This window comes from Ochrobactrum vermis (assembly GCF_002975205.1).
Lineage (GTDB): Bacteria > Pseudomonadota > Alphaproteobacteria > Rhizobiales > Rhizobiaceae > Brucella > Brucella vermis.
Window position 1 is genome coordinate 360,977 of record NZ_PCOC01000001.1, and the last position, 21,540, is coordinate 382,516.

The following is a 21,540-nucleotide window of genomic DNA, read 5'->3' on the forward strand; positions in this document are numbered from 1 at the left end:
GCTATTGAGTGAACTTCAGGGGCGACTAATGTACACCTTGCGCGACCTCGCTTCGAAAGCACAGGTAACGGAGACCGGCGGTGAAAATCTGGCCTCCGTCGATGACCGGTTGCGCGCAGTCAGACGCGAGACGCATATCGCCCGTGAAGAAGAAAAAGTCACCGAAACAGTCGCACCCGTAAACAAGGGACTGATGCTGCCTCAACTCGACCTGTTCGAGGCGCTTGCCTGGATGCGGGCTCGGTGGATTTTGATCGCGGCACTGGCAATAATAGGTGGCTTGGCGGGGCTCGCTTACGGCATGACGGCAAAGCCGCGATACACAGCCTATACGGATTTGCTGGTTCCGCCGTCTGGGCTCCAGTTGTTGCCGAACGATGTCTATGCTCAAAGCATGCAAGCCGATAGCCAGATTCTCGACATCGAAAGCAAGATGCGCATCCTGACTTCCGGGAATGTACTCCGGCGGGTCGTGACGGACTTGAAACTGAATGAAGATGAGGAGTTTGTTCCTCCTCCGCCCGCCTTCGATCTGCGGGCTATGCTGGGCCTCAGCAAACCGGCGGGTCCAAAAGATGACACGCTGACCGCGGTTCGCGCACTTTCGCAGCGGATCAACGTTACGCGACCTGAACGGTCCTATCTGGTTACGATTGCTGTCTGGACCGAAAATCCCGAGAAATCCGTGCGGGTTGCGGATTCTCTGGCGAGTGCTTTCCAGGAAGAAGTCGCACAAGCGGATGCCGATGGGGCGGGGCGCGCTGCCGCCGCCTTGTCCGAACGGCTGTCTTCGCTGCAGAAAGCAGCAACTGGGGCGGAAGAAAAAGTCGCGGCGTTCCGCAGGGCGCATGGTCTGCAGACTGCGGGCGGGGAACTCGTCAGCACCCAGTCGATGACACAGATCAACTCCAAGCTGGTCGATGCCAAAGCGCGCGTCGCCGATGCAAGCACGCGCTATGAGGAACTGACCAGGGACACGGGCAGCGCAGTTAGCCCGGCAAGCACGTTGCAGTCGCCCACCATGACAAACTTGCGTGGACAATATGCATCGCTGAAACAGCGTTACGATGCTCTCACCATGACCTACGGGCCGCGTTATCCGGAACTGATAAACACGGAACGTCAGCTTGCCGGTCTGGAACAGCAGATGATGCAGGAGCGGGCACGTATCCTGCAATCGGCCAAGGTTGATCTCGATCAGGCAAATGCCGTTGTCGCAGCTCTCAATGCGCAGGCAGCTTCCGCACGTTCGGCTGTCGCACTCGACAATGATGCGCAAGTTCAGCTTTCAGACCTCGAACGTGACATGGCCGCCAAAGTGGCGATCTACAATACGTTCCTGACCCGGTCGTCGGAGACAAGCCAGCGCCAGCAACTTGATGCGACGAACATTCGGATCATTTCGACCGCCATTCCTCCCATCAGTCGTAGCTGGCCGCCCAAGACTATGGTGCTTGGTGTCGGCGGCGGCATCGCTGGAATGGGTCTTGGCGTGGTTCTCGCACTTGGTTTGGGCTATCTTGGTGCGTGGCGGCGAAACCGAGAGGATCTGGTCTGACTTGGCTGAGTTATCGGTACATTGCCGTGTGGAGACACAGCCGCGAGTCTCGTCGACTATCGGGGCTGCACTCTTTCTCTGCATGTTCTTGTTTGTCTGGATAGGCACGAGCCCCTATCCCGATCTTGGCACTGTTACCGGTGTGACTGCTACAGCCGCAGCATCCAGTTCGTTGAACCAGCTGGTCACCTTGTTCCTTACAGGCAGCTTTCTGGTTTGTGCGCTAAGCGGCTCCATGCGCAATGCCGTCATGCAACCGCGCCTTTTGATTGGTCTGATTTTCTTTTGGCTCTTCCTGACCGCCTTGCTGTCGGCTCATCCCATGATTGCCAGCAAGAAGGTCGTCCTGTCTATCCTGACCGCCTTGAATGCGAGCATTTTTCTTATATTGCCGCAATCCGAACGCCAGATGGCGCGGTTGCTGGCAATTGGTTCATTGATAACGCTGGCATTTGCTTATTTTGGCATAATCTTCATGCCGCAACGCGCCATTCATCAGGCGACTGAAGTCATCGAGCCCATGCTGGCCGGTTCGTGGCGCGGTCACTATCCGCACAAGAATGCTGCCGCTGCATCGCTGGTGCTGATGAGCTTTTTCGGGCTCTATATCTGGAAAGCCGGGTTACCAAAAACCGGTCTGCTTATCGTCGCCCTTTGCGTGTTTTTCGTTCTGCATACGGGCGGCAAGACATCGACGGCCATGTTGCCCTTCATTGTCCTGATGTCGCTGGTCTTTGTCAGGATGAAATGGACGCGGGTTTTCATTTCGATCGGCGGGATTGTCGCCTTCAACGTTGTTGCCGTCGGTGCGGCTGTCTTCGATCCCTTGCGCGAGCTTGTTCAAAGCCTGGGAGTGGACGCCAGCTTCACAAATCGATCCGATATCTGGAAACTCGCATTCGCTGCTATTTCGGCCAAACCGATATTTGGTTATGGTCTGGACTCGTTCTGGAAAACCCCTGAAATGGTCTATGCGGGCGGCGGCGGTGCCAGTTGGGCTGTTGCAGCCTTCAATGCGCATAATTCTTTCCTGGATATGATGATCAATGCGGGGGTTATTGGTTTAATTCTGACGCTTATCTGGATAATGGTCTTGCCGCTGCGATACATTAAGGAAGCGGAAAGCACAGATAACGACCCTATATTAACGCTCCTTTATATTCGCCTTTGGCTTTACGGATTATATATGTCTTGTATGGAAAGTACGTTCTTTCAGAACGGTGGGGCATTGTGGTTCTGTATTATGGTTGCTGTCTTCGGATTGCGCTTGCAGGCAAAGGCGAGGCTCGTCTGAAACAGCTTTTGGGGGGCTGGGGCAATGGTGGAAATGGATAGTCTCGAGCGGGCGCGCAGTCGCCTGGAATGGTATGCCATTCGGCTGAACGACAGTATCAGTCGTCGGTTCCCATTGCGTCCGTTCTGCTTGCCGAAAAATGAGCGGATCATCACTTTTACGTTCGACGACGTGCCCGATACGGCGGAGAGCGCCGGGGCCGCTATTCTTGACGAACATGGGGTTCACGGCACCTTCTATATTGCTGGAAATCTGGTTGGTACGAAAGAGACCAAAAGGAACCTGATCACGCAGGAAGGGTGCCGCAAGCTGGTCGAGCGTGGGCATGAATTGGGTTGTCATACCTATAGCCATCTCAAAGTCCCTTACGCCGGAGCGCGGGAGATCGCTTCCGATCTTGATCGTAACACAGCCTATCTCGATGCGTTCGAGCCGGATCGCGCTGAACTACGCAATTTTGCTTATCCTTATTGCGCATCTTCGATGATGTCGCGTCGGCTTTTTGCCGATCGTTTCGCAACATGTCGCGGCGGCGGTAACCGGATCAATCGCGGCATGATCGATCTGGCCTTTTTGCAAGCGGTCGAAATTAGGCAGCCCGATGACGAGGCCATACGCCAGACCCGTTGGATCGACGATCTGGATGCCAATCCCGGCTGGCTCGTCTTCTACACGCACGATGTCAGCGATACGCCAACCGAATTCGGGTGCAAACCTGAAACATTTGAACGCCTCGTATCTCATGCAATGAGAAGTGGAGCGACTGTTCTTTCTGTTCGCGAGGCCTTGGCGCGCCTTGGCGCGCAACGAGGTGCTGCTTGACGCATGTAAATGAAAAGGAACATCGCCTGTTGGCGATCAATAATTACTTTTATCGGCGCGGTGGCGCCGAGACTGTTTTTCTCGACCATATCAAACTGTTTTCTGAAAACGGCTGGCAAACAGCCCCCTTTGCCATGCAGCATCCGGACAACTTTGCGTCCGACTGGTCCTCTTATTTCGTTTCGGAAATCGAGTATGGCCGGGAAAGCAGCCCGCTTACCAAAGTCGTGCAGGCAGGCAAGATCATTTACTCATGGGAAGCGCGCGACCGCATCAAGGCGTTGATCGAACGGTTTCGCCCGAATGTCGCGCATGCGCACAATATCTATCATCATTTGTCGCCGTCGATTTTCCCGGTTCTGAAAGACGCGGGTGTCCCGACGGTTATGACGGCGCACGACCTGAAGCTGGCCTGTCCGGCCTATAAGATGCTGTCACATAACCAGATCTGCGAACGCTGCAAAGGCGGACGCATCTATAATGTGGCGCTTCACAAATGCATCAAGGATTCCACGACTTTGAGCGGGCTGGTTTTTGTCGAGACAGCGATCCATCGCATGCTCGGTCTCTACCGCAATACGCTTGACCGGATTGTTGTGCCTAGCCGGTTCTATATTGCCAAACTCGCGGAATGGGGCTGGCCGGAGGAAAAGCTGGTCTATATCCCCAATTTCGCTCATACGGACGATCTGAAACCCTATGAGGATGAGGGCGATTATTTCGCCTATGTCGGAAGATTGGCGCCTGAAAAGGGGATCGGCACTCTCATTCGTGCCGCAGCCAGTGCGGGCCAGAAACTCGTCATTGCAGGCACCGGGCCTGAAGAACAGTCATTGCAGGCACTCGCGGCTGAGACAGGCGGTGACGTCACTTTCGCAGGCTATGTCTCGGGTGAGCGGCTGCATCGCCTGATTGGAGAAGCGAAAGCGCTCGTCCTACCGTCTGAATGGTATGAGAATGCTCCGATCAGTATTCTGGAAGCTTATGCTCTTGGGGTGCCGGTGATTGGCGCTGACATTGGCGGAATTCCTGAAATGATCATCGAAGGTGAGACCGGAATGGTCTCGCGTTCCGGGAGCGCCGACGATCTCGCCCGTGTTCTTGGCAATTTCGCGGAATTAACGCCGCAGGCACGACGCAAGATGGGAAATGTAGGCCGGGTCTGGGCCGGCAACGAATTCTCACCGCAGGCGTACAGAAACCGCACGCTGGAGCTTTACGCCGAGTTGGGGGCGCTTTGATGGTCCGAGAAGACAAACGACCTCGCGTCATGATGCTGGGCTTGCGTGGCGTTCCGAATGTTCAAGGCGGAGTGGAAAAACACGTCGAGGAGCTTGCGCGGCTCTATGTGACAAAGGGCTGGGATGTCGAAGTCATCGGGCGTCGTCCTTATTTGGAAAAGAAGCAACCTTATGTCTGGGAAGGTGTGCAGGTGACGCCGATCTGGGCACCAACCTCCATGAAATTCGAAGCGATTGTTCACACAGTGCTGGGCGTGTTGCGCGCGGGCTTCAAACGTCCGGATGTTGTGCACATTCATGCAATCGGCCCGGCTCTGGCTGTTCCCTTGGCGCGACTGCTGGGGTTGCGCGCAGTCGTGACGCATCATGGTTTCGACTATAATCGTCAGAAGTGGGGACGGCTTGCGCGCACGATGCTGAAGCTTGGCGAATGGTGCGGCATGCGGTTTGCCAATGCGCGTATCGCGGTATCCAACGACATCGCGCAGACCATGCAACAGCACTACAATGTGCCGATTACCTTCATCCCGAATGGCGTTACGCTCCGTCCTGCCTGCCGGGATGAGACGTGGCTGGAGAAGCACGGTCTGACCCCGGGCCGCTACATTGCTCTGGTGGCCCGTATCGTTCCGGAAAAACGTCAGCTCGATCTCATCGAAGCCTTCGCAAAACTTTCCGATCCTTCTCTGAAACTGGCTCTGATTGGTTCTGCAGAATATACCGCTGAATATGCCGGAGCCGTCCGCGCCGGAGCTGAAGCTGTGCCAGGTGTTGTGTTGACGGGTGCACTTCAGGGCGAAGAATTGTCGGCCTTGTTCAGTCAGGCGGCCTTGTTCGTTCTACCTTCCAGTCATGAGGGTATGCCAATCGCGCTTCTCGAGGCAATGGGATATGGCTTGAACGTGCTTGCGAGCAATATTACTGCTAATGTCGAAGTAGGGCTTCCGGAAGAAAATTACTTTCCGCTCGGCAATGTCGATGCGTTGAAGAGTGCGTTGCGGCAGAAGATCGACAAGCCCCTGACTAGTGAGCAGTCGCAAGAAATGATCGACTGGATTGCGCGGGATTACAGCTGGAACGGCATCGCTGATCGCACGCTGGAAGTCTATACATCCATCCTAAAATAGAAATTTGGTCTATTAAAAAAATGGCCCCGAAAGCACTCGCTCCGGGGCCAGATGTCTCAAATCTCGTACTTGCGTTAACGAGCCCGGCGGCGCTCTCCAGTCGGCTGGAAAGCCATGCGCGAATGATAGCTGCAATAAGGGCTCGATTCACCGGATTCGTGACCGCAGAAATGAAAATCTTCATTCAGCGGGTCGCCGATCGGCCATTTGCAGGTGCGCTCACTCAGTTGCAGCAGCGAGAGACGGCGCGAAATCGGCACCACCACATCGGAGGCAGGCTTGATCACCGTTTCCGCAACTACGTCTACGGCATAGTCCACCTGAAGGGCGGTGGCGCCAACCGTCTTGGTAACGGTAGCCGTGCGCATTGTCGTTGTATGTACGCCGGTTGAATGTTGTGCTGCTGGACGCGGCGCAGCGGCGACCGTGTTGACTTTCTTGCTGCGTGGAGCAGCGGTCGTGGTCTTGCCACGGCCCGAAAGCTTCAAACGGTGCACTTTGCCGATCACTGCATTACGGCTCACGCCGCCAAGCTGCGCTGCGATCTGACTTGCACTCAAGCCTTCGCTCCACAGTTTCTTCAGTAGTTCGACGCGTTCGTCTGTCCAGTTCATCGCCCTGGGCTCCAATCAATTTCGTTATCCGGAATCCGCCAGTGTTCTCGGATTGCTCCAAGCGCAAACACCATATCTATCCGGGTGACTAGGTCCGCCGCACGAAATGTAGCTTTAATCTCTAAAAAGAAACTACAGTATTCAACGACTCTATGACAAGGGATAGCCTTGTCAGGCAGATTCCATTTTTATGGTTTTCCCCAACTTGGGTGCTAAAGACGGTTTTTCTTTGGTCCAGCGCCGAAATTTTGCACGCAATTACCACTGAACTGAAAACCCGGACTGTTTCAGGATGGAACATCGCAAGCTCGCGGAGCGGACATGCCGTCTGGCAGCCTCAACCGAGGAAGGCCTTTATCTATATAGAGTGAGTGTCCACGTAAAGGCATCTACGGTCAGAGAATGATGCAAGGTTGCGAAAATGCATCAACTCATGCTGAAAGATGGCCGTCAAACCTTGCTTGCTTTGATTGACATTTTTTCCATGAACGCCAATATACGCGCGAGATAAATATGCCGCCCTGAGGGCGGTTTTTTATTTCTGCCGGAGGCTCAAGCGAGGAGCATGAAGCTAGCCGGTCCATTCCTCATATGTCTCACTATTATATCGCGACAGCTAGGGATGGAATATCGGGCGTTTTTTGAAAGGTGGGAACCTTCTCAGATGTCCGAGGACTGATTATGGGAAACACAGCCGTGCCAGTTCAATCGGGCAGGCTGCAAAAGGGCTTTGGAGGCCTGACGTTATGACCGACGCTACGACCGTGCAACCGCTTTACGACACCTACAATCGTGCGGCTCTGCGCTTCGAGCGAGGTGAGGGCATCTGGCTTATTACCGAAGACGGCGAACGTTATCTCGATTTTGCGGCCGGTATCGCCGTGAACTCACTTGGTCATTCGCATCCGCATCTTGTGGAAACGCTGAAGACCCAGGCAGAAAAGCTGTGGCATCTGTCGAATGTCTATGAAATTCCAGCACAGGAAAAACTTGGACAGCGCCTTGTCGAGAATACCTTCGCCGACAAGGTGTTCTTCACCAATTCCGGAGCCGAAGCTCTTGAATGTGCAATCAAGACCGCGCGCCGTTATCAATATGTGAGCGGTCACCCGGAACGTTTTCGCATTGTGACCTTTGAAGGCGCCTTCCATGGCCGTACGCTGGCCACGATTGCGGCTGGCGGTCAGGCCAAGTATCTCGAAGGCTTCGGGCCGAAGGTCGATGGTTTCGATCAGGTTCCGTTCGGCGATGAAGCGGCATTGCGCGCCGCTATTACCGATGAAACCGCAGGGATACTGCTCGAGCCCGTGCAGGGTGAAGGCGGTCTGCGCGGCTTCCCAGAAGAATTTATGCGCATGCTGCGCCAGATTTGCGACGAAAAAGGCCTTCTGTTGATCCTCGATGAAGTGCAGACGGGCGTTGGCCGCACCGGCAAGCTGTTTGCGCATGAATGGGCGGGCATTAGACCGGACATCATGGCTGTCGCCAAAGGCATCGGCGGCGGTTTCCCGATGGGTGCCTGCCTTGCAACCGCTGAAGCAGCCAAGGGTATGACCGCCGGCGTTCACGGCACGACCTATGGCGGCAATCCGTTGGCCATGGCTGTCGGCAATGCGGTGCTTGATGTTGTTCTGGCTGATGGTTTTCTTGAAAATGTTCAGTCAACCGCTCTGGTCATGAAACAGGGGCTTGCTTCCATCATTGATCGCTACCCGAACATCGTTTCCGAAATTCGTGGTCGCGGTCTGCTTATCGGCATCAAATGCGTGGTACCGAACGCCAGCCTCATTCAGGCTCTTCGCGATGAGCACTTCTTGAGTGTTGGTGCCGGTGACAATGTGGTTCGCTTGCTTCCTCCGCTGGTTACGACACCGGAAGAAGCGCGCGAAGCGCTGAAGCGCATCGAAATGGCGGTCGAACGGCTCGCAACTGCAAATCCGATCAGCAAGACGGCGTGATATCATGGCTAACGATAACGGGATCAAACACTTTATCGACCTCTCCGCTGTTCCGGCGTCGGAGCTTCGCGCAATCATGGAAGATGCCAAGGCGCGCAAAGCGCGCCTGAAGGCGGGAGAAATAGAAAGCCCCTTTGCAGGCAAAGTGCTTGCGATGATCTTCGAAAAGCCGTCCACGCGTACGCGCGTGTCGTTCGATGTGGGTATGCGCCAGCTTGGTGGCGAGACAATTATGCTGACCGGTTCGGAAATGCAGCTCGGGCGCAGCGAAACCATTGCGGACACGGCGAAGGTCTTGTCGCGCTATGTCGATGCGATCATGATCCGCACCACGTCGCATGAGCGCATGCTGGAACTTGCTGAATATGCGACCGTCCCTGTCATTAATGCACTGACGGATGATACGCACCCTTGTCAAATCATGGCTGACGTTCTTACATATGAGGAACATCGCGGCCCGATCAACGGCAAGACCTTTGCCTGGATGGGGGATGGCAATAATGTCCTCCACTCATTGGTCGAAGCTGCGGCGCGTTTTGATTTCAACGTCAATATCGCAACGCCGGAAGGCAGTGAACCCAAGTCGCAATATGTCGATTGGGCGAAAGCGAACGGCGCGAGCATCATGTCCACCATCGACCCGGAATGGGCGGTAAACGGTGCGGATTGCATCGTGACCGATACATGGGTGTCGATGGGGCAGGAAGACCATGCACGCGGCCACAACGTTTTCATGCCCTATCAGGTCAATGCGCGACTGATGGCAAAAGCTGACCCGAAGGCGCTTTTCATGCACTGCCTGCCTGCCCATCGCGGCGAGGAAGTGACGGATGAAGTGATCGATGGACCGCAATCGGTCGTATTCGATGAAGCGGAAAACAGGCTTCACGCCCAGAAAGCCATTCTGGCCTGGTGTCTGCAAGGAGCATAATTTGGCTGATAAGACCAGCAACGAGCATACCGAAGTCGAAAACATTCAGGTCAATCTGGGCGATTTCGACTTCGCAGGCGATGACGCCGTTGTGCCCTTTCAGGTGGAAGGACTCGACGTGCGTGGTCGCGCGGTTCAGCTTGGCACGAGCATCGACGGCATTCTGAAACGTCATAATTATCCGGAAGAAGTTGCCCGTCTGCTGGCGGAGGCAACTGTATTAACCGTGCTGCTCGGCACGTCGCTCAAATTCGAAGGCAAGTTCATCTTCCAGACGCAGTCCGACGGTCCGGTCGACATGCTGGTGGTTGATTTCCGTACTCCACGTTCGGTGCGTGCCTATGCGCGTTTCGATGAGGAGCGCTTGAAGGATGCGATTGCAGCCCATAAGACGAAGCCCGAGGAGCTGCTCGGGCGCGGCACGCTTGCCTTCACTGTGGATCAGGGCACTTATACCCAGCGCTATCAGGGTATCGTTGCGCTGGATGGTTCGACATTGGAAGAAATCGCCACGACCTATTTCCGTCAGTCGGAACAGATTCCGACCGACCTGAAGCTGAGTGTGGCCAAGCTTGTCGAGCGCGGTGCCGATGGAAAACCTGTCGAACAGTGGCGTGCCGGCGGACTGATCATTCAGTTCCTGCCGGAATCCGAACTGCGCGCCCGCATGCCGGATCTGCCGGGAGGAGATGAGGATGAAGCCGAAGTCGCCCTCCATCCTGAAGACGACGCGTGGGATGAAGCTCGTTCACTGGTCGGGACGATTGAAAGTTCGGAACTGACAGACCCGCAAGTGGGCTCTGAACGGCTGCTTTACCGCCTGTTTCATGAACGCGGCGTACGCGTCTTCGATTCTCTGCCGGTACTGGACGAGTGCTCATGCTCGCGGGAAAAAATTTCCGGCGTATTGTCAGGCTTTACGGCTGAGGAAATTGCGGAAAGCGCGGACAACGGCAAGATTTGCGTCACCTGTGAATTCTGTTCGAAACGCTATGAGTTTGATCCGGCGGAGTTCGTGCAAAAGGCCTAAGCTGATCTTATTGCAAGCAAAGGAATGGCTCGCTGCTGGTCGTGGCGAGCCATTTCTATATGGACTTAACTTAATTCAAAGTGCGTCTTTGTTCGGGAATATCGAGCGAGAAAGCGGGGATGTCCACGTCGAACAGGCTGTCGCCGGAACCCTGCATCTGATAGCGCCCCACCATAACGCCAGAGGTGGTCGTTAGCGGGCAGCCCGAAGAATACTGAAATGAATCGCCTGGTTCGAGGGTTGGCTGTTCGCCAACCACGCCTGATCCGCGCACTTCCTCGACATACCCGTTCGCATCGGTAATCTGCCAGTAACGCGAACGCAGCTGCACGGTTTCGGCGGAATTGTTGGCTATGGTTATGCGATAGCCCCAGACATAACGGTTTTCATCGGGTTCGGACTGATCTTCCAAATAGAAAGGTTCGACCGAAACTTCGATCCCCCGCGTTACCGCTCTGTACATGCACACCCGCCCTACATTCGCATCGGTCTTGGCACTTGCAATCTGGCGAGGCCGGATAGCATAGGTGCTTTTTACTCAACGGTTCGCCGGTTTTGTTCATGGGAGCCGTTATTGATCCACCTATCGCTAAAGTTGCGGGGGAGGTCAATAATTCGGGTCGGTAAATGTGCGGCAATTGCCGGAATGTTCCGGCAATTGCATCGTTTGAGCCTCGGTTTGCAGCCTAAATGCCACAATATCGAGAAGCGAGTGTTCAGCGAGCGATCTTCAGTGCTGCTTCCACGTCTTCCACGAGGTCCTCAGTATCTTCTAGGCCGAGCGAGATTCGCAGCAGACCGTCCGAAATGCCCAGCTCCGCTTTCGCTTCATCGGAAAGGTTTTTGTGCGTGGTGGTTGCCGGGTGGGTAATAAGGCTTTTTGCGTCACCCAGATTGTTGGAGATGCTGAAAACCTGCAAGGCATTCTGGAACTTGAATGCCGCATCCTTGCCGCCTTCCAGTTCGAGAGCGATAAGCGTCGAACCGCCGGTCATCTGCTTGGCGATAATGTCGGCTTGCGGGTGATCTGCCCGTCCCGGATAGATCACGCGTTTCACGCCCGGCTTGCCGGCCAGGAAGTCGGCAACCGCAGTTGCGGACAGTGTTTGCTGGCGTACGCGTACGGAGAGCGTTTCAAGACCCTTCAGCATGATCCATGCATTGAACGGGCTGAGGCCCGGACCTGTATGACGGAAGTAGTCCTGCAGGGTGTTTTCAATCCATTCACGATCGGAGAGGACGACGCCCCCAAGGCAGCGTCCCTGACCGTCGATATGCTTGGTTGCAGAGTAAACGACGATATGTGCACCCAGCTCCAGAGGCTTCTGGAAAAGCGGCGTGGCGAAAACATTGTCGACGATCAGTTTGGCGCCCGCTTCATCGGCGACCTGCGCTACGGCGGCAATGTCGATGATTTCGAGCGTCGGATTGGACGGGCTTTCAAGGAACATCACCTTGGTGTTCGGGCGAACAGCCGCTTTCCAGTTTTCAATATCGGAGCCGTCGATGATCGAAATCTCGACGCCGTACTTCGGCAGAATTGTCTCAACGATGTAGCGACATGAACCGAAGACAGCGCGCGCAGAAATCACGTGATCACCGGCCTGCACCTGGCACAGAATGGCTGCTGCGACCGCTGCCATGCCGGATGCAGTGGCGCGCGCCTCTTCAGCGCCTTCCAGCGCGCACATGCGCTTTTCAAACATATCCGTGGTCGGGTTGGCATAACGCGAATAGATGAAACCCGGATCCTCACCCTTGAAGCGCGCTTCGGCGGCTTCGGCATTGGGATAAAGGAAACCCTGCGTCAGAAACATGGCTTCCGACATTTCGGCAAACCCGGAACGCAACGATCCGGCATGCACAAGTTCAGTTGCAGGGCGAAATTTACGGGTATTCTCAGTCGTCATTTTTCCAACCTGTCGAAAGCTGGTCGGCCGGGGCAGGATAGTCGAGCCTCGGCGGCCAATAAAAAACCGGCCTTGCGAAAACGCAAAAGGCCGGTAACGAACCGCGGCCTTTTTTAGCGAATTCTTTAACGTGGCTGCAAGCCGGCCGGCCAAATCACCACGGAACACTTTTCCATTATGCCTGTTGAGTAGAGCCGTCAATGCCGAAACAGTCTCATTTCGGGAAAAGTACATCCCGTACGTCCCGATAATACTCGGATTCCTGCGGAAAACCCGGTTTCAGGCTGCTCCAAGGGTTGGCATTGACGCTGCGACCGGTCAATGGTCTTTGTCAAGTAATGCTACGGCATCGGCCCAAAAATCGATTTCGATTTTTGGAAAGTACGATGCATAGATTCTAACAGTTAGAGCGACCTTTATGCGTCCAAACGGACGCACGGCGCTCTAGGCTACGGAGTGTCGGGTTGATGGTGCAGAAAGATGCTGGAATTCTGGCGGATGCGGATATTTCCGCGCTGTTTGAAAGCGGTTTGCTGGCGTCTCCACGCCCCCTTGATCCTGATCAGATACAGCCTGCAAGCCTCGATCTGAGGCTCGGTGCAAAAGCGTATCGTGTCCGCGCCTCCTTCATGCCGGGTCCCGGTACGCCGGTCATCGATAAGCTGGAACGTCTGAAGCTGCACGAGATCGACCTGACTGCTGGTGCAGTGCTTGAAACCGGTTGCGTTTATATCGTCCCGCTCCTCGAAGGCCTGGCGCTGTCGCCAGACCTCTCGGCATCGGCAAATCCGAAAAGTTCAACGGGCCGCCTGGATATCTTCACCCGCGTTATTGCTGACGGGGCGCAGGAATTCGACAAGGTGCCTGCGGGATACAACGGCCCCCTTTATCTGGAAGTCAGCCCGCGCACATTCCCGATCGTCGTGCGCACGGGTTCGCGCCTGTCGCAAATACGCTTCCGCAAGGGGCGGGCCCAGCTTGACGAGGCAGAACTCGCTGCACTGCACAATGCGGAAACGCTGGTTGCGGCCGAGATGCCGAATATCTCCGGCGGTGGCATCGCCCTTTCGGTTGATCTTTCGGGCGGTCCTGACAGGCTGATCGGTTATCGCGGCAAGCACCATACGGCTGTGGTCGATGTGGACAAGCGTGCCGCGCACGACATTCTTGATTTCTGGGAGCCCATCTACGATCGGGGCGCGCGTGAACTCGTGCTTGATCCGGATGAATTCTATATTCTCGTTTCGCGTGAGGCTGTGCACGTTCCGCCGCTTTATGCGGCTGAAATGACGCCGTTCGATCCACTGGTCGGCGAGTTCCGGGTTCACTATGCAGGCTTCTTCGATCCGGGCTTTGGACATAGCGCTGCAGGTGGCACCGGCAGTCGTGCCGTTCTGGAAGTCCGCAGCCACGAAGTTCCGTTCATTCTGGAGCACGGACAGATCGTTGGGCGCCTCATTTACGAGCACATGCTGCATCGCCCTTCAGCACTTTACGGCGTCGATCTCGGCTCCAACTATCAAGCGCAGCAGTTGAAGCTTTCCAAGCATTTTCGTTGACTATATCAGCCTCCTCCAAGCAGATATAGTTTTGGGCGGAGGAGAGCGACCTAAGTGACCAATGGAATTGAACGGGATCAGGTCAAGAAGCTGCAAGCGGCAACAGATGTCCCGCAACGCAGGCTATCGGTTGGTATTGTTGCGCTACCGGGCTTTACGCTGAGTGCACTGAGCCTTTTCCTCGATCCTTTTCGCCTTGCTGCCGATGATCGCGACAAGAGCCGTCAGATACGCTGTGCGTGGAAAATCTGCACGCTATCGGGGGCTCCTGTTACGTCCAGTTCCGGTATGGTGATCGAGCCAACCGCTCCTATCGGCGAACTCGACGATTGTGACTATGTCGCAGTTGTCGGCGGATTGCTCGCGCAATATCGGCCGCGACAACAGGCGCTGGTCGATCTTATCAAGCGCGCCGACCGACGTGGAAAGACCGTGGTTGGTCTTTGCACGGCTGCCTTTCTGCTGGCGGAAGCCGATCTTCTGCCAGATCGCAATTGCTGTGTGAGCTGGTTCCATCGCGACGATTTTCTGGAGCTTTTCGACGGTTATAGCGCTGATACGACCAGCCTGTTTCACCGGAGCGGAAGACACTTCACCTGCGCGGGTGGGTTAGGTACGGCATCGCTGGCGCTTTCAATCATACAGACCGAGATTTCCGAGGAACTGGCGCGCAAGAGCGCATCCATTCTTATGATCCCCTATGAGCTAGTGCGCTCCGAGCAGCCTGCCTTGAGCTTCAACGGCGTGCGCTCGCCGATGATCCGCAAGGCAATACGGATTTTCGAAGAAACACTGGAAGACCCTGTGCCGATGATCGACGTTGCGCGTCGGCTGGGAATTTCCGTTCGTCAGATGGAACGTGGTTTCAGGCTCGCCCTCGAACGAACGGCATTCGAGGTTCGCGAGGAGCTCCGGGTCAAAAAGGCCAAGGAACTCTTGTCTGAAACAGGCCTGTCGCTGCTTGAGGTGGCTGTTGCAAGCGGCTTCACCGATACGCGGAGCATGAACCGCTCGTTCACACGACAAAAGCAGAAGGCTCCGCGCGATTACCGCAAACAGCGATAGGCAAGCGCAGAACTTGCGAAGGTGGCACGGACAGCCTATTTCTTGCGCGATGAATCTGCCGCTTTGGCGAATAATACCAAAACCCGAAGGTTTTGGTTAAGCCAGAGTGGCGATTGCACTTTTTGAAGGCGTGATGCGTTGGCATCACAATGCCTTGGCAGAGACACAGGAGATTTGCATGTCGGATGGTGTGAACCGTTTTCTTGGCGATACGCCCGCCCGTATCCTGATCAAGCTGGTGCTGATTTCGCTGGTCGTCGGCGTGGTTATGAGCGCGTTTCACTGGACGCCCTATGATATTTTCTATGGTATCCGCGATTTCTTCCTGCGCCTTTGGAATATGGGCTTTTCGGCAATTGCAGGCTTCGTCGATTATTTCATCCTTGGTGCGGCAGTCGTTATTCCTGCCTTTATTTTGCTCCGTATCCTCAGCTACCGGAAATGAACTCAATTCGGTAATTGGATAGCTCAGATAGGCAATGCAGCAAGAACAAGGATTAACATTGAACCGGCGCGGCTTTCTGCTCCTCGCCGGAGGAGCGCTGGCGGTGTCGGCAATGCCATCGAACATGGCATCGGCTGCGGGGGATAATGAGCCCACGCAGATTTTTAACGCTATTCGCAAGGCAAACGGTCTGCCTGTGATGGCGACAGATTCCAAGCTTGAGCAAGCCGCTCTTTATCAGGCCCGGCGTATGGCGAGTTATGGAAAGATCGGTCACAGTGTCGGCTGGGGTAACGGTTTTGTCGCTCGACTGCGCCAGGCGGGTATCCGCGGACCGGCAGCAGAAAATGTGGCATCAGGACAGCGGGATACACAGGCTGTCTTCGACGCATGGATGAAATCGCCGGGCCATCGCAAGAACATGCTCGATCCGACTTTCGAGCATTATGGCCTTGCTTGGGCCACGCCTGAAAGCAAACCCACCTATATGTACTGGGCTATGATGCTCGGATTGTAACGGCTTCGTTTCTCCTGACAGTTCGCTGTCAGGAACTGCGACAATCCGGTGGCCGATTTCTCTGTAGTTTCGAGTGATTCCAGAGTAGATCATTTCGATCCAGAGCATTTCCAGCAAAAGTGCGAAGCGGTTTTGCGTAGGATAATGCGACAGAAGAAATAGATAGAACGGTTCCGACGATTCGATATCAACCGGAACCGCTCTAAAAGGGCATGCATTCGGGACAAGCATTAATGGATCAGTCGCTGCAACGTGCTGGTGGCGTAACAAGGCCGTTCGAAGTAACGCATCGGATGGTGATGCTTATCGCCATTCCCATGACGCTTGCCGCAGTCACGACGCCACTTCTCGGGCTCGTCGATATGGGCGTTGTCGGGCAGATGGGGCAGGCCGAACTGATCGGTGGTCTGGCGATCGGTGCGCTCGTCTTTGACTTCCTGCTGTCGCTGTTCAATTTCCTCCGCTCCGGCACGACCGGTCTCGTTGCGCAAGCAGTGGGTGCGGAAGATGCCGTGGAAGAACAGGCAATCTTCTGGCGGGCAATCATCATAGCGGTTGTGGCCGGTAGCCTGATGATCCTGTGTCTGCCGATCATCGTGGCCGTCTCATCCACCTTCATGCATCCAACGTCTGCAACGCAGGAAGCCATGGCGACATATGTGTCGATCCGCATGTTGTCGGCACCGGTCGCGCTTATCAACTATTCGATACTGGGATTGGTTCTTGGGCGTGGGCAAGGCCTTGTCGGCCTCGGTCTTCAGGTGCTGCTCAACGGTATCAATATCGTGCTCTGCATTATTCTCGGGCTCGAACTCGGCTGGGGCGTGACGGGCGTCGCATGGGCCACTGTCACCGGCGAAACGGTCGCGGCGATTGTCGGCATGTTCATCGTAGTTCGGCATTTTCGTAAGGATGCATCGCTGCGCCCGAACTGGGCGCGGATTGTTCAGAAACAGGGTATTCTGCGCATGTTCGCGGTCAATCGCGACATCATGATCCGTTCATTCCTGCTGCTTACAGCTTTTGCGTTCTTTACGCGGGCAGGGTCTGATCTTGGCACGGTCACCCTTGCGGCCAATGCCGTGCTGTTGAATTTTTTCCTCGTTGCCGGTTTCTTTCTGGACGGGATGGCGGCGGCTGCCGAGCAAATTGTCGGACGGTCGATCGGGGCGCGTTACAGCCCGGCATTTGTGCGAGGCGCCAAGCTTACTTTCGTCTGGGGACTGATCATGGCGAGCATCATTGCCTTTTTCCTGCTGGCATTTGGCGATGCAATCATCGGGCTTCTGTCCAAGGCGGAAGACGTTCATGCCGAGGCCCTGAAATATCTGCCCTGGGCGGCGTTGACAGGGATTACAGGCTTGCTGGCCTTTCATATGGACGGCGTTTACATTGGTGCCACGTGGTCGCGTGACATGCGCAACATGATGTTTCTGTCGCTCGCATTGTTTATGGTTGTTCTTTATGCGGCAAAGCCCGTGATGGGTAATCACGGGCTTTGGCTGGCTCTTAACATGTTTCTGTCAATCCGTGGCGTCACGCTTCTAGCGATCCTGCCGCGACGTTATCGTACAGAATTCGTCACTTGATTACGCGGGTAGTTCGCGCTTGGCCCATTCCTTGACGTCCCGGTCGCGCAATGCGGCAATATTGGCAACGCCCTCGCGTTTCACAGCAGCGGACAAGCCGCGCACAATTTCGGCAGGCAGGTTTGGCCCACGATAGATCAGACCTGTATAAAGCTGGACGAGATCGGCGCCTGCCTTGATCTTCGTCAGCGCCGTCTCGGCGCTATCCACGCCGCCGACACCGATCAGGGGCATGTCAGCCCCTACGCGTTCGCGCATCCGGGCAAGGACGATGGTGGAGCGGTCGAAAAGCGGTGCGCCAGAAAGGCCACCCGTTTCATCGCGATTAATAGTGCTTTTCAATCCCGCGCGCGAAAGCGTCGTATTGGATACGATGATGCCATCCAGCTTCTGTTCGGTTGCCTCGGCAGCAATATCGTCCAGTTCTTCATCGGTCAGATCGGGTGCGATCTTAAGGAAAACGGGACGCTTCAGCGTGCACATCTTGCCTTCTTCGTTGCGGGCATCAAGTACACGGCTCAAAAGCTCCCGAAGACTGTCGCGAGCCTGAAGATTGCGCAGACCCGGTGTGTTGGGCGAGGAAATATTGACCGTGAAATAGCGTGCGAGTTGATAGAAGCGCCGAATGCCGGCAACATAGTCGGCAATGCGGTCTTCTGCATCCTTGTTGGCGCCGATATTGACGCCCACGATGCCGATGTTGCCTGCACGTTGTGACAGGCGTTTAAACGCCGCATCATGGCCTTCATTGTTGAAGCCCAGACGGTTGATAACCGCTTTATCATCTACGAGGCGGAAAATGCGCGGGCGCGGATTGCCGCTTTGCGGGCGCGGCGTGATGGTACCGATTTCGGTGAAGCCGAAACCAAGTTTCAACAGCGCGTCCGGCACTTCGGCATTCTTGTCATAACCGGCCGCCATGCCCAGCGGATTTGGAAACTGCAGGCCCGCGACCTTAACGGAAAGAGCCGGATCGTTCGGCGCACCGCAGGTCACAAGACCTGTCTTCAGGCCCGCGATGGAAAGGCCATGTGCCTGTTCCGCGTCGAAGGCAAACAGGGCGCGTCGCCCGAGAGTTTCAAAAAGCCCACTCATTAATCTTCCAGCTCCGGAAAAATGTGAAGACCATCGTCGCCCAGTGGCAAGATTTCAACCTTCAAGACCGCGGCAAGCGGCAGCTCGCCATAAAGATGAGGAAAGAGGGCTCCGCCGCGTGAAACTTCAAACTTCAATGCTGCGCCAAGTGCGGAAGCATTCACACTGATCAAAAGCAGATTCCGCTGGCCGGCAAAATGCTTGGCTGCCGTTTCCCGCACCTGTGTTGCAGTGGAGAAATGGATATAGCCATCGGCAATATCAACCGGAGCCCCGGTAAAACTACCGGCCTGTTCTGCTTGTGCCCAAAGTTCGCGCGGAGCGATCTTATAGATGATCTCATTGGTCATGGCTGCTCTCTAGACCGAAATTCTTCGGAAATCAAAGTCCCGCATGTTCGATTTTCGTCGTAAACGTCCCATATGATGGGGACATCTCAAAGAGAAGCTGAAGGGAATTGCATTATGTTGAACAGAAAGACATCGATCATCCGCAATCTGGCTGCTGTTGCTCTTCTCGGTTCAGCGCTCGTTCCGGCCAATGCGCTTGCGCAGGAAAACGGACGTTTTCGGCTGGAAGGCACGGAAACCGGCTATGTCCGTCTGGACACCAGAACCGGGGTAATCTCGACCTGCACGGAGCAGCAGGGTCAGCTTGTCTGTAAGATGGCGACAGAGGATCGCGAGGCTTATGAGAACGACATCGCCGATTTGCAGGATCGCGTAAAAAAGCTTGAGGACAAGGTTTCCGCCCTTGAAGGAAAGGGCGGAAGTGCCGCGTCGGGTCTTCCGAGCGAACAGGAGTTCGAGCAATCCATGAGTTATATGGAACGCTTCATGCGCCGCTTCATGGATATTGCGAAAAGTTTCGATAGCGAGCCGGAAAGCCTGAACGATGGTGCCGCGCCGGGCGGTCGGACCTGATGATAAGGAAAAAGGCGCCATACGGCGCCTTTTGATTACTGGGCGAAACGCTTTGTCGCTTCGATCAATTCATGGGTAATGCCGGGTTCCGTGACGGCGTGCCCTGCATCCTCGACGATCTTGAGGTCAGCTTCAGGCCACATCTTCTTCAACTGCCAGGCATTGATAAACGGTGTGCAGATGTCATAGCGGCCATGGATGATCACGCCGGGAATATGCCGGATGCGATCGACGTTGCGCAAAAGCTGGTCATCGGAATCGAGAAAGCCCCGGTTCTGGAAATAGTGGCATTCAATACGTGCAAACGCGATGGCGTACTGATCTTCGCCAAAGGCATCGACGCGGGCGGGGTCAGGGAGAAGTGAAATGACAGAGCCTTCCCAACGCGCCCAGCGTCGTGCTGCTTCAAGCTGCACTTGCGGATTGCGATCAGTCAGACGCTTGTAATAAGCGGCAATCATATCGCCGCGCTCGGCTTCCGGTATATGTTCCTGATAAGCCTCGAAATGGTCCGGAAAGAGAATGCTCGCGCCGTTGGAATACATCCAGTCGACTTCGAAACGGCGGATCATGAAAATGCCGCGCAAAACAAGTTCCGCCACACGATCCGGATGGGATTGCGCATAGGCTAGGCCGAGCGTCGAACCCCAGGAACCGCCGAAAACCTGCCAATTCTCGATGCCGAGATGCGCGCGAATATGCTCCATATCCGCCACAAGATCCCAGGTCGTGTTTTCACGCAGTTCCGCATGCGGCGTGGAACGACCGCAGCCGCGTTGATCGAACAGGATGATGCGGTAGCGCTCGGGGTCGTGCAGACGACGCATGGTCGGCGTGATGCCGCCGCCGGGGCCGCCATGGATCATGATGACCGGCTTGCCGTCTGGGTTGCCGCATTGCTCGACATGGATTCGATGCAACGGAGAAACCTGAAGCATCTCTTCTTTGAACGGTTGGATCTCTGGATAAAGCGTATTGCGCGTCATGAAATGCCTTTTTGGTTCCCTTCCATTCGGATGGCCGGGCCGTTCCTATATTATTTCAACGCTCAGCCTAACATACAATGCGGCCAGATGGCGGCAAGGCGTAATGTGAAAAGGGGTTAGCAACGTGAATTTTGGTTGCCCGCGTCAAAAAACGGCATAAAACGGAATGGTTGGCTGATTAGCCAGCACCGCGAGGGAGGAGACCTGAAACAATGGCGCGCGAGGCTCATGCACTTCATCATCGCTGACGATCACCCGCTTTTCCGGGGAGCACTCAGGCAGGTCCTTTCTGGGCAGTCACAAAGTGTGGAAATCATCGAAGTCGGCGATTTTGACGCCGTCAAGAAACTGGTCGGCGAGCGAGAGGATATTGATCTTCTGTTGTTGGATTTGACGATGCCGGGCGGAACAGGGCTGTCCGGTTTGGTGACTTTGAAAGCCTTGCAACCAGCGCTTCCAGTCATCATCGTCTCGGCAACGGACGATGCAGCAACCATCCGCCATGCAGTCGAACTCGGCGCTTCGGGCTTTATCTCGAAATCCGCCAGCATGGAAACCATTGGCGAGGCCGTGCGTACCGTTCTGGCAGGCGATATCTGGACACCGGCCGATATCGAACTGGATCATCCGCACGACCCTGAAATTGAAGCGCTCATTGCGCGGCTGCGTGCCTTGACACCACAGCAGACACGCGTGCTGACCATGCTTGCCGAAGGTTTGCTGAACAAGCAGATAGCCTACGAGCTTGGCGTATCGGAAGCCACGGTCAAGGCGCATGTGTCGGCAGTGTTGCAGAAACTCGGCGTCGACAGTCGTACCCAGGCGGTCATTCTTCTGTCACGCATTGGCAACGACGCACTGAACGCGGATTGAATG

21 protein-coding genes and 1 riboswitch are annotated in these 21,540 nt (G+C 55.4%); of the genes, 15 read left to right on the forward strand and 6 right to left on the reverse strand.

Features of this window, described 5'->3' with window-relative positions; genetic code table 11:
• The first annotated feature begins 28 nt into the window (after window positions 1–28).
• The 5 genes from CQZ93_RS01655 to CQZ93_RS01675 are packed head-to-tail and all read left to right on the forward strand — an operon-like array spanning window position 29 to window position 6,042.
• Complete coding sequence (locus tag CQZ93_RS01655; protein ID WP_105541037.1) at window positions 29–1,558, forward strand: GumC family protein; 1,530 nt, start codon at window positions 29–31, stop codon at window positions 1,556–1,558.
• Window position 1,559: 1 nt separating this feature from the next.
• On the forward strand, window positions 1,560–2,852 hold the full coding sequence (locus CQZ93_RS01660; RefSeq protein WP_286151705.1) for an O-antigen ligase family protein: 1,293 nt from the start codon (window positions 1,560–1,562) through the stop codon (window positions 2,850–2,852).
• A 24-nt stretch (window positions 2,853–2,876) separates the two neighbouring features.
• Complete coding sequence (locus tag CQZ93_RS01665) at window positions 2,877–3,674, forward strand: polysaccharide deacetylase family protein (protein ID WP_105541039.1); 798 nt, start codon at window positions 2,877–2,879, stop codon at window positions 3,672–3,674.
• Window positions 3,671–4,915: a glycosyltransferase family 4 protein gene (locus tag CQZ93_RS01670; protein ID WP_105541040.1), complete on the forward strand. Its 1,245-nt coding sequence runs from the start codon at window positions 3,671–3,673 to the stop codon at window positions 4,913–4,915. The genes CQZ93_RS01665 and CQZ93_RS01670 overlap by 4 nt, the downstream gene beginning before the upstream one ends.
• On the forward strand, window positions 4,915–6,042 hold the full coding sequence (locus CQZ93_RS01675) for a glycosyltransferase family 4 protein (RefSeq protein WP_105541041.1): 1,128 nt from the start codon (window positions 4,915–4,917) through the stop codon (window positions 6,040–6,042). Before CQZ93_RS01670 ends, CQZ93_RS01675 begins: the two co-directional genes overlap by 1 nt.
• Before the next feature lie 74 nt (window positions 6,043–6,116).
• Here CQZ93_RS01675 and CQZ93_RS01680 read toward each other — a convergent pair whose 3' ends face one another.
• Window positions 6,117–6,656: a GcrA family cell cycle regulator gene (locus tag CQZ93_RS01680; RefSeq protein WP_105541042.1), complete on the reverse strand. Its 540-nt coding sequence runs from the start codon at window positions 6,654–6,656 to the stop codon at window positions 6,117–6,119.
• 746 nt (window positions 6,657–7,402) lie between these two features.
• Between CQZ93_RS01680 and CQZ93_RS01685 the strand changes: the two genes are divergently transcribed.
• Genes CQZ93_RS01685 through CQZ93_RS01695 form a run of 3 tightly spaced genes read left to right on the forward strand, consistent with a single transcriptional unit; the run spans window position 7,403 to window position 10,575 of the window.
• Window positions 7,403–8,614 (forward strand): aspartate aminotransferase family protein, encoded by a 1,212-nt coding sequence (locus CQZ93_RS01685; RefSeq protein ID WP_105541043.1) that lies wholly within the window; start codon window positions 7,403–7,405, stop codon window positions 8,612–8,614.
• Window positions 8,615–8,618: 4 nt separating this feature from the next.
• Entirely contained in the window at window positions 8,619–9,545 is a 927-nt protein-coding gene (argF, locus tag CQZ93_RS01690; protein WP_105541044.1) for an ornithine carbamoyltransferase, read from the forward strand.
• A 1-nt stretch (window position 9,546) separates the two neighbouring features.
• Complete coding sequence (locus CQZ93_RS01695) at window positions 9,547–10,575, forward strand: Hsp33 family molecular chaperone (RefSeq protein WP_105541045.1); 1,029 nt, start codon at window positions 9,547–9,549, stop codon at window positions 10,573–10,575.
• Between the two features lie 70 nt (window positions 10,576–10,645).
• Here the strand turns inward: CQZ93_RS01695 and apaG are convergent, their stop codons facing one another.
• Both apaG and CQZ93_RS01705 read right to left on the reverse strand, forming a co-directional pair.
• Entirely contained in the window at window positions 10,646–11,038 is a 393-nt protein-coding gene (gene apaG, locus CQZ93_RS01700; protein WP_105541046.1) for a Co2+/Mg2+ efflux protein ApaG, read from the reverse strand.
• Window positions 11,039–11,291: 253 nt separating this feature from the next.
• Window positions 11,292–12,485, reverse strand: coding sequence for an O-succinylhomoserine sulfhydrylase (locus tag CQZ93_RS01705; protein WP_105541047.1), 1,194 nt, complete (start codon window positions 12,483–12,485; stop codon window positions 11,292–11,294).
• Between the two features lie 91 nt (window positions 12,486–12,576).
• A riboswitch (SAM riboswitch) is annotated at window positions 12,577–12,656 on the reverse strand.
• A gap of 296 nt (window positions 12,657–12,952) precedes the next feature.
• On the opposite strand from CQZ93_RS01705, the gene CQZ93_RS01710 reads away from it, so the two are divergent.
• The 5 genes from CQZ93_RS01710 (at window position 12,953) to CQZ93_RS01730 (ending at window position 17,660) form a co-directional block, all read left to right on the forward strand.
• Window positions 12,953–14,044 carry a 2'-deoxycytidine 5'-triphosphate deaminase gene (locus CQZ93_RS01710; protein ID WP_105541048.1) on the forward strand — a complete coding sequence of 364 codons (1,092 nt, stop codon included), beginning with the start codon at window positions 12,953–12,955 and terminating at the stop codon, window positions 14,042–14,044.
• A gap of 54 nt (window positions 14,045–14,098) precedes the next feature.
• Entirely contained in the window at window positions 14,099–15,109 is a 1,011-nt protein-coding gene (locus CQZ93_RS01715) for a GlxA family transcriptional regulator (RefSeq protein WP_105541049.1), read from the forward strand.
• Window positions 15,110–15,287: 178 nt separating this feature from the next.
• A complete protein-coding gene (locus tag CQZ93_RS01720; protein ID WP_105543134.1) occupies window positions 15,288–15,554 on the forward strand; it encodes a DUF6460 domain-containing protein in 267 nt (88 codons plus the stop codon).
• A 34-nt stretch (window positions 15,555–15,588) separates the two neighbouring features.
• Window positions 15,589–16,071, forward strand: coding sequence for a CAP domain-containing protein (locus CQZ93_RS01725; protein ID WP_105541050.1), 483 nt, complete (start codon window positions 15,589–15,591; stop codon window positions 16,069–16,071).
• Window positions 16,072–16,304: 233 nt separating this feature from the next.
• A complete protein-coding gene (locus CQZ93_RS01730; protein WP_105541051.1) occupies window positions 16,305–17,660 on the forward strand; it encodes an MATE family efflux transporter in 1,356 nt (451 codons plus the stop codon).
• On the opposite strand, the gene CQZ93_RS01735 is transcribed toward CQZ93_RS01730, so the two are convergent.
• The gene (locus CQZ93_RS01735; protein ID WP_105541052.1) at window positions 17,661–18,755 is read right to left on the reverse strand and encodes a quinone-dependent dihydroorotate dehydrogenase; all 1,095 of its coding nucleotides are present in this window, start codon (window positions 18,753–18,755) and stop codon (window positions 17,661–17,663) included. It abuts the gene before it with no gap.
• Window positions 18,755–19,105, reverse strand: coding sequence for a DUF952 domain-containing protein (locus CQZ93_RS01740; protein ID WP_105541053.1), 351 nt, complete (start codon window positions 19,103–19,105; stop codon window positions 18,755–18,757). The genes CQZ93_RS01735 and CQZ93_RS01740 overlap by 1 nt, the downstream gene beginning before the upstream one ends.
• Window positions 19,106–19,219: 114 nt before the next feature.
• Between CQZ93_RS01740 and CQZ93_RS01745 the strand changes: the two genes are divergently transcribed.
• A complete protein-coding gene (locus CQZ93_RS01745) occupies window positions 19,220–19,678 on the forward strand; it encodes a hypothetical protein (RefSeq protein ID WP_105541054.1) in 459 nt (152 codons plus the stop codon).
• A gap of 35 nt (window positions 19,679–19,713) precedes the next feature.
• Here CQZ93_RS01745 and pip read toward each other — a convergent pair whose 3' ends face one another.
• Window positions 19,714–20,664, reverse strand: coding sequence for a prolyl aminopeptidase (gene pip / locus CQZ93_RS01750; protein WP_105541055.1), 951 nt, complete (start codon window positions 20,662–20,664; stop codon window positions 19,714–19,716).
• A gap of 228 nt (window positions 20,665–20,892) precedes the next feature.
• Between pip and CQZ93_RS01755 the strand changes: the two genes are divergently transcribed.
• Window positions 20,893–21,537 carry a response regulator transcription factor gene (locus CQZ93_RS01755; RefSeq protein ID WP_105541056.1) on the forward strand — a complete coding sequence of 215 codons (645 nt, stop codon included), beginning with the start codon at window positions 20,893–20,895 and terminating at the stop codon, window positions 21,535–21,537.
• Window positions 21,538–21,540 lie beyond the last annotated feature (3 nt).

Excerpts from the sequence above, each read along its gene's own strand:
- CQZ93_RS01680 (WP_105541042.1), bottom strand. The coding sequence starts at position 6,656 with ATGAACTGGACAGACGAACGCGTCGAACTACTGAAGAAACTGTGGAGC.
- CQZ93_RS01710 (WP_105541048.1), top strand. The coding sequence starts at position 12,953 with ATGGTGCAGAAAGATGCTGGAATTCTGGCGGATGCGGATATTTCCGCG.
- CQZ93_RS01735 (WP_105541052.1), bottom strand. The coding sequence starts at position 18,755 with ATGAGTGGGCTTTTTGAAACTCTCGGGCGACGCGCCCTGTTTGCCTTC.
- pip (WP_105541055.1), bottom strand. The coding sequence starts at position 20,664 with ATGACGCGCAATACGCTTTATCCAGAGATCCAACCGTTCAAAGAAGAG.
- CQZ93_RS01725 (WP_105541050.1), top strand. The coding sequence starts at position 15,589 with ATGCAGCAAGAACAAGGATTAACATTGAACCGGCGCGGCTTTCTGCTC.
- apaG (WP_105541046.1), bottom strand. The coding sequence starts at position 11,038 with ATGTACAGAGCGGTAACGCGGGGGATCGAAGTTTCGGTCGAACCTTTC.
- CQZ93_RS01685 (WP_105541043.1), top strand. The coding sequence starts at position 7,403 with ATGACCGACGCTACGACCGTGCAACCGCTTTACGACACCTACAATCGT.
- CQZ93_RS01745 (WP_105541054.1), top strand. The coding sequence starts at position 19,220 with ATGTTGAACAGAAAGACATCGATCATCCGCAATCTGGCTGCTGTTGCT.
- CQZ93_RS01675 (WP_105541041.1), top strand. The coding sequence starts at position 4,915 with ATGGTCCGAGAAGACAAACGACCTCGCGTCATGATGCTGGGCTTGCGT.
- CQZ93_RS01665 (WP_105541039.1), top strand. The coding sequence starts at position 2,877 with ATGGTGGAAATGGATAGTCTCGAGCGGGCGCGCAGTCGCCTGGAATGG.
- CQZ93_RS01755 (WP_105541056.1), top strand. The coding sequence starts at position 20,893 with ATGCACTTCATCATCGCTGACGATCACCCGCTTTTCCGGGGAGCACTC.
- CQZ93_RS01740 (WP_105541053.1), bottom strand. The coding sequence starts at position 19,105 with ATGACCAATGAGATCATCTATAAGATCGCTCCGCGCGAACTTTGGGCA.
- CQZ93_RS01720 (WP_105543134.1), top strand. The coding sequence starts at position 15,288 with ATGTCGGATGGTGTGAACCGTTTTCTTGGCGATACGCCCGCCCGTATC.
- CQZ93_RS01705 (WP_105541047.1), bottom strand. The coding sequence starts at position 12,485 with ATGACGACTGAGAATACCCGTAAATTTCGCCCTGCAACTGAACTTGTG.
- CQZ93_RS01655 (WP_105541037.1), top strand. The coding sequence starts at position 29 with ATGTACACCTTGCGCGACCTCGCTTCGAAAGCACAGGTAACGGAGACC.
- argF (WP_105541044.1), top strand. The coding sequence starts at position 8,619 with ATGGCTAACGATAACGGGATCAAACACTTTATCGACCTCTCCGCTGTT.
- CQZ93_RS01730 (WP_105541051.1), top strand. The coding sequence starts at position 16,305 with ATGGATCAGTCGCTGCAACGTGCTGGTGGCGTAACAAGGCCGTTCGAA.